Raw genomic sequence first — 13,635 nt, 5'->3', positions numbered from 1 at the left:
ACCGGGAGGCCGATCCGTCAAGCATTCGTCGACCGTCGCGCGGGAATTCAGGGCTTTTGGTGACGGGATCCCGACCTCCACTACGGTCCGGGCCCGTCTGGCCCGAGGCCGGCTCAGGCCTTGCCGAGCCCGAACTTGCGCATGCGCTCGACAAGTGTGGTGCGGCGCATCCCGAGACGACGCGCCGCGCGCGCGACCACCTGTCCGGTCTCGTCCAGCGCACGGACGATCATGTCGCGTTCGAGATCGTTGAGGAAACTGCGCAGATCCACCCCCTCCGGCGGCAGTCCACCGGCCAGCAGGCTGGCGCCCGCCGACCCCGACTCGGTGCCGCCGGGTGTGGGGGGAGGTCACGGCCAGATCCTCGATCCCTTCCGGCCGGACCCGGGGGGGCAGTTGTGCGAGGTCCACCGGCAGGTCGGGATACATGATCGCCAGCTGTTCCAGCAGGTTGGCCAGTTCGCGGATATTGCCGGGCCAGTTGAGCTGCCCCAGGTGCGCGACCACGGCCGGCGTCAGGTGGGCCGGGGTCATGCCCTGCTCGCGCAGCCGTTCTTCCAGCGCGCCGATCAGTTGCGGCATATCGCTGGTGCGTTCGCGCAGGGGCGGCAATTCGATGGGGAACACGCTGAGGCGGAAGAACAGATCCTGGCGGAAGCTGCCATCCGCCACCGCGTCATCCAGGTTGCGATGGGTGGCGGCAATGATCCGGGCCCGCGCCGGGAGCGACTTGTTGGAACCCACACGCTCGAAGACGCGTTCCTGCAGCACGCGCAGCAGCTTCACCTGCATCGGCAGCGGCATGTCGCCGATCTCGTCCAGGAACAGCGTGCCGTCCTCGGCCAGCTCGAAACGCCCCGCGCGGGCGGTGAAGGCACCGGTGAAGGCCCCCTTCTCGTGCCCGAACAGCTCGCTCTCCAGCAAGTCTCCGGGGATCGCGCCGCAGTTCACCGCCACGAACGGCTTGTCCGCCCGGTCCGAGGCGTTGTGGATGGCGCGGGCCACCACCTCCTTGCCGGAGCCGGTCTCGCCCAGGATCAGCGCGGTGGCGTCGGTGCGGGCCACCTGGCCCACCAGGCGCTTGACCGCCTGCATGGTCGGATGCGACCCGACCAGCCCGGGCATGTCGTCGTATCCCGGCTCGCGGCCGAACCGAAGCCACTGCAGGACCTGCGAAACCCGCGCGATGGAAAGCGGGTGCTCCACCACGCAGTCCACCCCTTCGCCCTGGACCTCGCCCCCGTCGGTAGGCTGCACGACCACCGCGGCGTCTTCCGTTCGTGCATCCTGCAGCCGGGCGGACAGCTCCGCGGCGGGTCCACAAAGCCAGATCGCGGCGGGGGCGACGTTCTCGAAGGTGCCAGTGGCCGGCTGATGCTCGGCCTCGCAGCCCAGGCAGTTCAGGATCGCCCGGGTGGCATCCGTCGTGCCCGAGTCACCGCTGAGTGCAATACGCATCGCCTGTTGCTGTTCGCCCGGATCCCGCATACCGCTGTGCCCCGATGTTCGCGACCGGATGTGGCAACGGGTGACGCCCGGCCCGCATCCGATGATGTGATCGAGTTCGCAGTATCCTGTCTAATTGCGATTGCCGTCAACTTTCTGGCGTTTCTCCGCCACCTCGCGGCGGTGCAGGCGGAAGATCCACCGCCCGAGCGCCTCTTCCAGAGGCCCCTCGACCCCCGTCCAGCGAGTCATTTGCTGGCCTCCGCGGGTTGTCGGAGTCTCGACACCCAGGACGCAGGGCTGCGGCAGCAAGCGGCTCAGATAGACCTCCACCCGCTCGCAATCCTCGGGCAGCGTACCCGCGGGCAGCACCATGCCACGCCCGCTGAGTACCAGCTCGACCGGGTCCGGGCGTTCCGGGTGCAGCGACTCCGCCACCAGATGCAGCAGCAGGTCCAGCTTGTGTTCCAGGCGCTGCACCTCGGGGGCGCCCTCGTCCTCGTGGGGCATCGCTCCGCGCGGGTGTGCGTCGTCGAACAGGTCGAGGCTCTCGATCAGGCGCTGCGCCAGCACGGGGTCCGTAACCGGGCGTTGCGACGGGCCGATCATGAGGGTCGTCGTAACCCGCAGGTCCTCCCCGAGGAATTCGTCCTTGCTGGCGTCATCCATGTCCGTACCCGCCTCGTCTGTCCGCCGACCAAATGCCTTCGTTATAGACCATCGACCCGGCGCGCTTCAGCCGACGAATGCGCGCGCATTGCGGAACAGCCGCAGCCACGGTCCGTCCTCGCCCCAGTCCGCCGGGTGCCAGCTGTGCTGCACCGTACGGAACACGCGCTCCGGGTGCGGCATCATGATCAGCGCGCGACCGTCCTCGCTGGCAAAGCCCGTGGCGCCGCCCACGGAGCCATTGGGGTTCGCCGGGTATTGCGACGCCGGCGTGTCATCGGCCTCCACATAGCGCAGCGCGGCCTGGTCGTGGATCGGCGCTCCATCGGCATAGTATGTACGCCCCTCCCCGTGCGACACCGCCACCGGCAGCACCGAGCCGGCCATCCCCTCCAGCAGGATCGCCGGGCCCGGTTCGATCCGCACCTGGGACAGGCGCGCCTCGAACTGCTCGGAACGGTTGCGCACGAATCGCGGCCAGTGGCCCGCCCCCGGAATCAGCGGGGCCAGGTGGGACAGCATCTGGCAGCCATTACAAACCCCCAGGGTGAAGGTCTCGGGGCGTTCGAAGAACGCCTGGAAGGCATCCCGCAGCGCCGGGTGGTTGAGGATGGTCTGCGCCCAGCCCCCACCGGCACCCAGCACATCGCCGTAGGAGAATCCACCACAGGCGGCCACGCCCTGCATCAAACCCAGATCCTGGCGACCGTCCAGCAGGTCGGTCATGTGCACGTCCACCGGGGCAAACCCCGCGCGCTCGAAGGCCGCCGCCATCTCCAGCTGGCCGTTAACACCCTGCTCGCGCAGGATCGCGATTCGGGGGCGTTCCCCGCGCGCGATCATCGGCGCGGCCACGTCCTCGGCGGGATCGAAGGTGACCCGCGGCTGCAGGCCGCCGTCGGCGTCCACCCGGGCGAGCTCCTCGTCGGCGCACTCCGGATCGTCCCGCAGCCGCTGCATCCAGGCCGAGGTCTCCTGCCAGTGGCGCTGCAACGCCGCGCGCGTGGCGGAGAAGGCCTCCTGGTCGCCATGGCGGATCACCACGCGCTCGTCGTCGGTCCGTCGGGCCACCGGATGCAGATGCGCCTCCAGGCCAGCCGCCGCCATCGCGTCGCGCAGGGCCGATTCGGCACCGGGCGCGACCTGCACCACGGCGCCCAGCTCCTCGTTGAACAACCACGCCCCCGGCGCTTGACCCTCCGGGACCGCGATCTCCAGCCCACAGCGCCCGGCAAAGGCCATCTCCAGCAGGGTCGTGATCAGGCCACCGTCGGAGCGGTCGTGGTAGGCGCGCAGCAGGCCGTTGCGACGCAGGGTCGTAATGGCCTCGAAGAAGGCGCGCAGGCGTGCGGCATCGACCACGTCCGGCGGGGTCGCGCCGACCTGCCCGTAGGCCTGGGCCAGGGCGGAGCCGCCCAAGCGGCCATGGCCCTCCCCCAGATCGATCAGCCAGAGCCGGTCATCGGCCTCCGGGTCGGGCTGCGGCGTCAGCGTCCGGCGCGCATCGGCCACCGGGGCAAACCCGGATACGATTAGCGATACCGGCGCGTGCATGTGCCGCGCCTGCCCGTCCGCGGTCTCCCAGACCGTCCGCATGGACAGCGAATCCTTGCCCACCGGGATCGAGATGCCCAGTGCCGGGCACAGGTCCTCCGCGATCGTGCGGACGGTGTCGAACAGGTTGGCGTCCTCCCCGGGCACGCCGGCCGCGGCCATCCAGTTGGCGGACAGGCGGATCGCGTGCGTACCGTCGATATCGGCTGCCGCCAGATTGGTCACGACCTCCCCGATCGCCATGCGCCCGGAGGCCGGGGCCGACAGGATCGCCAGCGGCGTGCGCTCGCCCATGGCCATCGCCTCGCCGGTATAGCCGTCGAAGTCGGTCAGCGTCACCGCGCAATCCGCCACGGGGACCTGCCACGGCCCCACCATCTGGTCGCGTGCGACGAGGCCGCCCACGCTGCGGTCCCCGATGGTGATCAGGAAGTGCTTCGCGGCCACCGACGGCATGTGCAGCACCCGTTCCAGCGCCTCGGCGAGTGGACAGACCTCGGCATCGAACGCCGTTTCCGGCGGTGGCAGTCGCCGGTCCTCGCGCGTCATCCGCGGCGTCTTGCCCAGCAGCATGCCCATGGGCATGTCCACCGGCGGTTCGTGGAACAGGCTGTCCTCGACCTTCAGATGGCCCTCGTCGGTCGCCCGGCCCACCACCGCAAACGGCGCCCGTTCACGCGCGGCCAGGGTGCGGAAGGTCTCGAGATGCTCGGCGGCGATCGCCAGGACGTAGCGTTCCTGCGCCTCGTTGCACCACAGCTCCATCGGCGACAGGCCGGGCTCCGCGGTCGGCAGGTCCCGCAACTGGATTACGCCCCCGCGCCCGGCGTCGTCGAGGATCTCCGGGATCGCGTTGGACAGCCCGCCGGCGCCCACGTCGTGGATCGACAGGATCGGGTTGCCGGCCCCCAGGGCCGTGCAGCGATCGATCACCTCCTGGCAGCGGCGCTCCATCTCCGGATTGCCGCGCTGTACCGACGCGAAGTCCAGTTGCTCGGAGCTCGCCCCGCTGGCCATGGAAGAGGCCGCGCCGCCCCCCAGCCCAATCAGCATGGCCGGACCGCCCAGCACCACGATCGGGGTCCCCGCTGGCACATCCTGCTTGTGCACGTGCTCGCCACGGATCGACCCGACCCCGCCGGCCAGCATGATCGGCTTGTGGTAACCATACAGCGTCTCGCCACCCGCCGGATTCGGCAGCGCCATCTCCAGCGTACGGAAGTATCCGGCCAGCGCCGGACGGCCGAACTCGTTATTGAAGGCCGCCGCGCCAATCGGGCCATCCAGCATGATCTGGCGCGCGCTCTCGATGCGCCCGGGCCGGCCGAAGTCGCGCTCCCAGGGCTGCTCGCGGCCCGGGATCCGCAGGTTCGATACGGAGAAGCCAGTAAGCCCTGCCTTCGGCTTGGAGCCTTGCCCGGTGGCGCCCTCGTCGCGGATCTCGCCCCCGGAACCCGTCGCGGCGCCGGGGAACGGCGAGATCGCGGTCGGGTGGTTGTGGGTCTCCACCTTCATCAGGATCGGCAGATCCAGCGTTTCACGTCGGTATTCACCGGTGATCGCATCCGGCATCAGGCGCACGCCCGTGTGACCGGCGATCACCGAGGCGTTGTCGCTGTAGGCCGACAACACCCCCTCGGGATGGCGCGCATGGGTCTGGCGGATCATCCCGAACAGCGTGCGTTCGTCGGCCTCGCCATCCAGCACCCAGGCGGCATTGAAGATCTTGTGCCGGCAGTGCTCCGAGTTCGCCTGCGCGAACATCATCAGCTCGGCGTCGGTCGGAGCACGCCCCAGCGCGGAGTATCCGTCCGCCAGGTAGTCGATCTCGTCCGGGGACAGCGCCAGTCCCAGTTCCCCGTTCGCGCGCTCCAGGGCGGCGCGGGCGTCCTCGCCCAGCTCCACGCGCGCCAGCGAGCGCGGCGTCTCGCTGTGAAAGAGCTGTGCCGCGGCCGCGGGATCCTCGATCACCGCCTCGGTCATGCGGTCGTGCAGCAGCGCGGCCAGCGCCTCCAGGTCCGCGCCGGCCGCCGCGTCGCCCCCGATCTGCCAGTGAATGCCGCGCTCGATCCGTTCGACCGCGTCCTCCAGCCCGGCGTGATGGGCAATCTCGGTGGCCTTCGACGACCACGGGCTGATCGTGCCGAAGCGCGGGATCACCACCAGCTCTCGCTGCACGGCGAACTCGGGCGCCACCCAGGTCTCGCCCTCCCGCAGCAGGCGCGTGAGCACCGCCTCCTCGTCCGGCGTCAACCGCCGCCGGGTCTCCACGAAATAGACAAACCGCGCGGCCAGCGGGCCCGCGCCCGGTACGCTTGCCCGCAGCCCTGCCTCCAGAGCCCGCAGCCGAAACGGCGAGACCGCCGCGCCCCCTTCCACAACCCGCATTGCGCTTCCTCGAACCGGACGTGCCAAAAGCAGCGCATTGTACCGGACCCGCCCCCCGCGCGGGACCTGTTGGAACTATGTCACCACGGAGTTCACAGAGGGCACGGAGAAGGTCAAGGTCAAGGGCTTGTCTACAGGAAGACGGGAAGGCAAGAAGGTTTTGGGGTGTCGAGGATCGTCCTGGAGGGTGCCAGTCATCCCGTCAAAAATCTTCCTGTCTTCCAATCTTCCTGTAAATCGCCCTGCCCTGTGTCCTCTGTGCCCTCCGTGGTGAACCCGCCCTTGACCTTCTTTGGTCCGACAATCACATGGCCGGGGAACTTTGGATGCGCTACCATGTCCATGAAGTACTTGGGGGCGACTTGGCTTCGACGCGGGTCGCGAAACCTTAGGTGCATGCCGAGGCTGTAGTGGACCTCGTAAAAACCGCTGCAAAAAAATAGTTGCCAACGACGACAACTACGCACTCGCCGCTTAAAAACCGGTAGATGCCGTCCGACTGGAGCCGTGCTTATGCGTCCAGTATCGGGCGTCGACTCTCATAAGCTCGTGGTGAAGCGTGCCCGGCGTGGATCCATTAAAACTCAACCGGGATCGCCAGTTGCATTCCCTGCCTGTCGGGTAGCGGCTGGTTAAACTCAAAGACAGAATAAGCATGTAGAGCCGAAGGCGGAGGTCCTGCGGACGCGGGTTCGATTCCCGCCGCCTCCACCAAATTAGACCGACCAATCAAGCGCCTGCGGGCGCTTTTTTGTTTGCATTCGAGGTAGATGCATGGCCGTGTACCAGGACACCCTGACCCAGCAGACCCGCGGCCGCGGCACGCTGAACATCACCCAGGCCGTGGAGCACATCGTCCGTGCCTCCGGCATCACCACCGGCACCTGCCACGTCTTCCAGCACCACACCAGTGCCTCGCTGCTGGTCACCGAGAACGCCGATCCCGACGTCCGCCACGACCTGGAAACACTGATCGCCCGCATGGCCCCGGACGGCGACCCCGCCTACCGCCACGACATGGAAGGCGACGACGACATGGCGGCCCACGCCCGGGCCATGCTCACGCACAACGACCTGACGCTCCCGGTCGGCCAGGGGCGGCTGATCCTCGGCACCTGGCAGGGCGTCTTCCTGTGGGAACACCGCTACGCCGCCCACACGCGCCGGCTGACCATTACCGTGCAGGGCGAATAACGCCCGACTCAGTCGCGCTGCACGTGGACCGTGATCTCCTCGCGGTCGTGGTAGAGCTGTCGCGCCTGCATCCGGTGGGCGATCCGGGCGTCCAGCAGGCGCTCCTCGATATGGTCCAGGCACTGGTCCACCGTCTGCCAGCGCCGTTTCATCGGCAGCTTGAGGTTGAAGATCGCCTCGCGGCACCAGCCCGCCTCCAGCCAGTCCGCCATGCGCGCCGCCACGCGCCCCGGCTTGTCGACGATGTCGCAGACCAGCCAGGTCACCGGATTCGGGGGTTCCCACGAAAACGCATCCTCGCGGTGATGCTCCACCTGGGTGGTGGCCATTAACCGGTCATCCATCGGCCCGTTGTCCACCGCGTGCACGTACATCCCGCGGCGTACCAGTTGCCAGGTCCAGCCACCGGGTGCCGCCCCGAGATCCACGGCCTGCATGCCTTGCGCCAGGCGCGTGTCCCAGTCCTCCCGGGGGATGAAGGTATGCCACCCCTCTTCCAGCTTCAGGGTCGAGCGGCTGGGGGCCTCGCGCGGCGAGCGCAGGTGCAGGATGCCGCCCGGCCACTCGCTGCGCTCCCCCGGCCGGCTCACACCGAGCTGCACGCAATCGCCCGCATGCCAGAAGACATGCAACCGCTGCCCGTCCGCCTGTGCCCGCAGCACCCCGCGCTTGCGCAGTACTGCGGCCAGCGGCCGCTCGACGGCCTTGACCAGGCGGCGCAGCCCTTTCCCTTCGTTGGTATCCGGCATCTCGTGCCAGACGGAATCCACTGCCAGACCGGAGGCCTCCGCCTGCTCGATGATCGGCGTCAGCCGGTCCGCGCGATCCAGCCCCTCGAGGACCGGAAACGCCGGGAACACCTGCCGCGCGAAGATCAGCGCGGAGAACGGAAGCACCCCCGCGAGCGCCTCGACGGAGCCATCTGCCGGCTCGAAGTGAACCGAGCCGCTGCCGGCGTGCACGCGCGCGAAGCCAGCCAGCCCCGCCCGCGCCGCGCGGTCGGTCAGTTCCGCCGTCAGATCCGCCTCGAACCCCGGCCGGCAGTACAGCAACAGGCCCGAGAAGCCCGGTCCGTTTGTCTCCATCTCCGGATCGCTCCCACAAAAAAGCCGCCGTGCAGGCAGTGCACGGCGGCTGCGAGACTAACCGGCCCGCTCGCGCGGGCCAAGCCAGAGGGGTCGATCAGCGATCCAGACCGGGATCGCCCTCGACGTTCTTCAGTCGCGGCAGGTAGGGCTTGCCGGGGCTGATGGTGTCGTGCTCGCGCAGGTAGTTGGCGACTACGTCCCAGACCGGGTCCGTATCCAGCGGCTCGTGGACATTCGCCCAGCCAGCGACCACGTACTTCCTGTCCGGATCCAGCGGCTCGCCGTTGATGTGCATATCACTGATGCGGCTGCCCATGGATTCATGCGGATCGATGGTGTACTCGATCCCCGAGGTCCGGACCATGTCGCCCCCCCGGTGGTGATAGGGGTTGGAGTTGAAGATCGAGTTGGCCACGTCCTCCAGCGCGTTCTTCAACTGCTCGCCGGTCATCTCGTTGCGCTGGGTCTCCGAGTAGGTGGTCGCGGTCTGCGTCATCAGCTCCTCGAAGGTGATGGGCGAGCCCGGCAGCACACTCACGCCCCACCGGAAGCCCGGCGAGAGGGCCACCTCGGCATCCATCTCCTTGATCATCGCGTCCATGATCACTTCGTCGAAGGTGCCGTTGAAGTTGCCGCGGCGATACAGCACGCCGTCGGTAACCGCCAGCTCTTCGCTCAGCTTGTCCTCGTAGGGCTCGCGAACCTTGCGGATATGCTCTTCCATCTCCGCGTCCGCCTCGATCAGGTTGGAGAACACCGGCAGCAGCGTGAACTTGTAGTCGCGGATGCCGCTGTCGGTCACATCCAGGTCCATCACGCCCACGAACTTGCCGTTGGAACCGGCGTTGGTCACCAGGGTCCGCTCGCCGCCGGCATTCTCGATCTCCATCGCCCCGGGCACGGCATCGTGGGTGTGGCCACCCAGAATCACGTCCACGTCGCGCAGGCGGCGGGCCATCTCCATGTCCGTGACCATACCGTTGTGCGAAAGGATTGCGACCACCTTGGCGCCCTTCTCGCGGCACTCGTCGATCATGCGCTGCATGTTGTCGTCGCGGATGCCGAAGCTCCAGTCCGGGAACATGTAGTCGGGGTTGGCCACCGAGGTATACGGGAAGGCCTGGCCGATCACCGCCACCGGGACCCCGTTCATCTCGCGGATGGTGTAGGGCTCGAAGACCGGGTCGCCCCAGTCGCGATCCTCGATGTTTTGCGCCAGGAACTCGATGTTGTTGGGCTTGAAGTCGTTCTCGATGACCTCCATCACCCGTTCGTCGCCAAAGGTGAACTCCCAGTGGCCGACCATGATGTCCACGCCCAGCAGCTTCTGCGCATCCACCATGTCCTGGCCGTTGGTCCACAGCGACGTGGCCGAGCCCTGCCAGGTGTCGCCACCGTCCAGCAACAGGGAGTTCGGGCGTTCCGCCCGGAGCTTCTGGATCAGCGTGGACAGGTGGGAGAACCCGCCCAGGCGTCCGTACTTCTCGGCCGCATATTTGAAATCCATGTGCGTCACGGCGTGCGCAAGCGGCGTACCGGGCTTGATATCGAAGTATTCCAGCAGTTCCTTCCCGGCCATCACCGGCGGCTTGCCCTGCATGTCGCCAACCCCGATGTTCACGTCCGGCTCGCGGAAGTACACCGGCTTCAGCTGCGCGTGGCAGTCCGTGTAGTGCAGCAGCGAGACATTGCCGAACTTCGGCAGGTCATACATATCCGCATCGGCCGGTCGCCAGGATCCCTTCTCGCCAGCCCAGGCATTCATCGAGAAGCCGGCGGCGCTTGCGGCCACCATGGCCTCCAGGAACTCTCGGCGTGTCAGACTCATGTCGCTCTCCTTGGTGATCTTCTGGATTTCTCGTCAAACGACGGGGCATTACCGCGGCCCCACGCAGTTCCCGACGCGCAAAACCCATTAATGTTCCGCCAGAGCCGGCCAAGCGAGCCTGCGATAACCACATTTTCCCGGACATGGGCAGGAGAAGCGCCCACCTTCGCCACCCCTTCCCGCGAGATCGCGAAACTTTGAATTCCTGAGGAATGCGTCACAGTTCGGCAGGCAATCGACACAAAAAAGCCTGCTATCCGGAGATAGCAGGCCAAGACGCGACATACACCGTCGGAAGCATCCGGCCGCCTGCACGCTGGGGGATCGTGCGCTCCTTGGCGGCCGTTGTTCGGATCCGACGGTTTCAGGCTAGTCAGCCATCCGCCGGTCTTTCTTGATCCAGATCAATAGATCCCCCAATCCGTGGACCTGGCTGTGGTTCCGGCCCTGGATCCAGGCCATGCGGCATTAGCTTCAGGCCGCGTACTTGCCCTGGGCCGCCAGCCCGTTGTCGCGGGCGCGCTCGTACACTGTCTGCTGGGCCTTCTCGAAGTTGGCGCCCATGTCCTTGCCCCACAGCTCCATCGCCGCCTGCTGCATGCCGCGACCATAGGAGAAGGACAGCGGCCACGGGGCCCCGCCGATGCGGTTCATCGCATCCAGGTGATTGGTGGCGTCGGCATCGCTCTGCCCACCGGAGAGGAACACGATCCCGGGCAGGATCGCCGGCACCGCGGACTCCAGGCAGCGCAGCGTCGCATGCGCGACATCCTCCACGCTGGCCTGCTCGGGGCAGTCCTTGCCCGGCAGCACCATGCTGGCCTTCAGGATGGTGCCCTCCAGCAGGACATGATGCTCGTAGAGCGCCTTGAACACCGCGCGCTGGGTCGCCTCGGTCACGCCGTAGCAGGTCTCGATGTCGTGACTGCCGTCCATCAGGACCTCCGGCTCCACGATCGGGACGATGCCCTGCTCCTGGCACAGCGCGGCATACCGCGCCAGCGCGTGCGCATTCGACTCGATGCAGGTGTCGGTGGGCATGGTGTCGCCAATCGTGATCACCGCGCGCCACTTGGCGAACCGCGCGCCCATTTTGGCGTATTCCTCCAGGCGTTCGCGCAGGCCATCCAGGCCCTCGGTCACCTTCTCGCCGGGGAACCCGGCCAGGTCCTTCGCGCCGGTATCCACCTTGATGCCCGGCAGGATGCCGGACTCGTTCATTACGTCGACGAACGGCTTGCCGTCGCGGGTCGACTGGCGGATGGTCTCGTCATACAGGATCGCGCCCGAGATGTACTCGTTGAGCTGCGGCGTGGTCAGCAGCAGTTCGCGATAGGTCCGCCGGTTCTCCTCGGTGTTCTCGACCCCGACCGCGCCGAGCCGCTTGCCGATCGTCCCGGTGGATTCATCGATGGCGATGATGCCCTTGCCGGGGGCCACCATCGCTTCGGCCGTCTCTACCAACTGATCGATCTTCATGCCAGCTCCTTGCGTTGCTGCTTGGGAATTTGAAGAGTAGTCACCCACCCCGGGTTCTTCCAACACGGGTCCTTCCAACCCGACAGGCGAAACCCCAGCACAGTTTCCCGAACAGCACGAAAGGCCGTGTTCGCGGCGCACAAAAACCGCTCAGACGTACATGCCCGCCGCGTACCCGGAGGCCCAGGCCCACTGGAAGTTGTGCCCGCCCAGATGCCCGGTCACGTCCACGACCTCGCCAATAAAATAGAGCCCCGGGATCGAGCGGCACTCCATCGTCTTCGAGGACAGGGCGGCGGTATCCACCCCGCCCAGCGTCACCTCCGCGGTGCGGTAGCCCTCGGTCCCGGACGGCCAGACCGTCCAGGGCTGACAAACCCCCGTTACCTGCTCGATATCGGCATTGCTCAGGCGCTCCAGCGGCCGGTTCTCCACCCACAGCTCGCACCAGCGCTGCGCGACCCGGCGGGTCAACTGCTCCCCCAGCACGCTCTTCAGCTCCAGTTTCGGGCGCTGCTCCCGCAGCTCGCGCAGATGGGCGGCCAGGTCCATGCCCGGGAACAGATCGATCGCCACCGGCTCCCCCTCCACCCAGTACGACGAGGCCTGGAGCACCGCCGGCCCGCTGAGCCCCCGATGCGTGAACAGCAGGTTTTCCCGAAACCCCATGCCCCCGGCGGTGGTCACCGTGTCCAGCGACACACCCGACAGCCCCTCCAGCTCCTCCAGGGGCCGCCCGCTCAGGGTGAACGGCACCAGGGCCGGCCGGGTGGGCTGGACCGCCAGGCCCAGCGAACGCGCCAGGTCCAGCCCGAAGCCCGTGGCCCCCATGCGCGGGATCGAATAACCGCCCGTGGCGATCACCAGCGACTCGCAGGCAATGGCATCCCCGCCGGCCTGCAGCCCATGCGGCGCCCCTGTGGCCACATCCGTCACCGGTGTATCCGTGCGCACGGTCACGCCGGCCGCCGCGCACTCGTCCAGCAGCATCCGCACGATGTCCTTCGACGACCGGTCACAGAACAGCTGCCCAAGCTTCTTCTCGTGGTACGGGATGCCGTGCTTCTCCACCAGGGCGATAAAGTCCCACTGGGTGTAGCGGCTGAGCGCGGACTTCACGAAATGCGGATTCGCGGAGATGAAATTCTCCGGCTCGCAGTACATGTTGGTGAAGTTGCAGCGCCCGCCACCGGACATCAGGATCTTCTTGCCCACCCGGTTGGCGTGGTCCAGCACCAGTACCCGCCGCCCGCGCCCGCCCGCCGTCAGCGCACACATCAGCCCGGCCGCGCCGCCGCCGATCACGACCACGTCGAAGTCCACAGTTGCCCGCCCCGGTTCCGTCACCAAACGTTCCCCGAGGCCAGCGGGATGTGGCGCAGCCGCCCGCCCACGCTCAGCGCACCCACTCCTTGCGCACCACCAGGGTCTGCGCAATCAGGTCGTGCAGCGCCTGCCGGCGCCGGGTGAAGGCCACCATGATGTAGCCGATCATCAGGATCATCCCGGACAGAATGGTCGCGAAGTGCCGCCCGGTCGCGCGCAGGAACGAGATCCGCTCGCCGTTGAAATCCACCACCCGCAGCCCGAACACCATCTTGCCCAGCGTGGCCTGATACCGGGAGCTGTGCATGCCCGCCCAGTACAGCCAGGCCACCAGCATATTCACCAGAAACCAGGCCACCTCCGCCGGCGGCACCGGCTCATCCGGTCCGCGAACCGCCATCGTCTCCGGGCTGATCACGGCCTGCGCGACGATCTGCGGCACCCCGATGATCACACCATCCACCAGATAGGCCCCGACGCGGACCCAGAACCCGCCATAGGCCGCGCGGTCCTCGGGCGGGCCGTCGTGCCCGCCGCCTCCGGCCGCCATCGGCGCTCCGCACTGGATGCAGAACCGCGCGTCCGGCGGGTTCTGCTTGCCACACTCTCCACATTCCATGATCGCTCACTCTCCTTTCCTTGAGTGTCTGGGCCGCTGGCCGG

General features: G+C 67.5%; 8 protein-coding genes, 1 other RNA gene and 1 pseudogene. 2 read left to right on the top strand and 8 right to left on the bottom strand.

The features are described from left to right. Positions 1-113: 113 nt before the first annotated feature. The 3 genes and pseudogenes from C996_RS13750 to purL form a co-directional block, all read right to left on the bottom strand. Positions 114-1,488, bottom strand: a pseudogene (locus C996_RS13750) (sigma-54 interaction domain-containing protein). 90 nt (positions 1,489-1,578) lie between these two features. Further along, on the bottom strand, positions 1,579-2,115 hold the full coding sequence (locus C996_RS0104390) for a PilZ domain-containing protein (RefSeq protein ID WP_018866242.1): 537 nt from the start codon (positions 2,113-2,115) through the stop codon (positions 1,579-1,581). Between the two features lie 66 nt (positions 2,116-2,181). Continuing rightward, a complete protein-coding gene (gene purL / locus C996_RS0104385) occupies positions 2,182-6,057 on the bottom strand; it encodes a phosphoribosylformylglycinamidine synthase (protein ID WP_018866241.1) in 3,876 nt (1,291 codons plus the stop codon). A 353-nt stretch (positions 6,058-6,410) separates the two neighbouring features. On the opposite strand from purL, the gene ssrA reads away from it, so the two are divergent. Together ssrA and C996_RS0104380 are read left to right on the top strand one after the other, a co-directional pair. Further along, positions 6,411-6,771: a transfer-messenger RNA gene (gene ssrA, locus C996_RS14050) on the top strand. Between the two features lie 60 nt (positions 6,772-6,831). Beyond that, a complete protein-coding gene (locus C996_RS0104380; RefSeq protein WP_018866240.1) occupies positions 6,832-7,251 on the top strand; it encodes a secondary thiamine-phosphate synthase enzyme YjbQ in 420 nt (139 codons plus the stop codon). An 8-nt stretch (positions 7,252-7,259) separates the two neighbouring features. On the opposite strand, the gene rlmM is transcribed toward C996_RS0104380, so the two are convergent. The 5 genes from rlmM to C996_RS0104350 all read right to left on the bottom strand — a co-directional run bounded on the left by rlmM (position 7,260) and on the right by C996_RS0104350 (position 13,591). Further along, the gene (gene rlmM, locus C996_RS0104375; protein ID WP_018866239.1) at positions 7,260-8,336 is read right to left on the bottom strand and encodes a 23S rRNA (cytidine(2498)-2'-O)-methyltransferase RlmM; all 1,077 of its coding nucleotides are present in this window, start codon (positions 8,334-8,336) and stop codon (positions 7,260-7,262) included. Positions 8,337-8,433: 97 nt separating this feature from the next. Beyond that, positions 8,434-10,167 carry a thiosulfohydrolase SoxB gene (soxB, locus tag C996_RS0104370; protein ID WP_018866238.1) on the bottom strand — a complete coding sequence of 578 codons (1,734 nt, stop codon included), beginning with the start codon at positions 10,165-10,167 and terminating at the stop codon, positions 8,434-8,436. 474 nt (positions 10,168-10,641) lie between these two features. Then, the gene (locus C996_RS0104360) at positions 10,642-11,646 is read right to left on the bottom strand and encodes a class I fructose-bisphosphate aldolase (RefSeq protein WP_018866236.1); all 1,005 of its coding nucleotides are present in this window, start codon (positions 11,644-11,646) and stop codon (positions 10,642-10,644) included. 150 nt (positions 11,647-11,796) lie between these two features. Next, on the bottom strand, positions 11,797-12,969 hold the full coding sequence (locus tag C996_RS0104355) for an NAD(P)/FAD-dependent oxidoreductase (protein ID WP_018866235.1): 1,173 nt from the start codon (positions 12,967-12,969) through the stop codon (positions 11,797-11,799). Positions 12,970-13,042: 73 nt separating this feature from the next. After that, a complete protein-coding gene (locus tag C996_RS0104350; protein ID WP_019583584.1) occupies positions 13,043-13,591 on the bottom strand; it encodes an RDD family protein in 549 nt (182 codons plus the stop codon). Positions 13,592-13,635: the final 44 nt, after the last annotated feature.

The sequence above is a fragment of the Thioalkalivibrio sp. ALE25 genome (assembly GCF_000377285.1).
Classification (GTDB): Bacteria; Pseudomonadota; Gammaproteobacteria; order Ectothiorhodospirales; family Ectothiorhodospiraceae; genus Thioalkalivibrio.
Note: the sequence above shows the minus strand (reverse complement) of the source record. Positions and strands in the feature narration are given on the sequence as shown.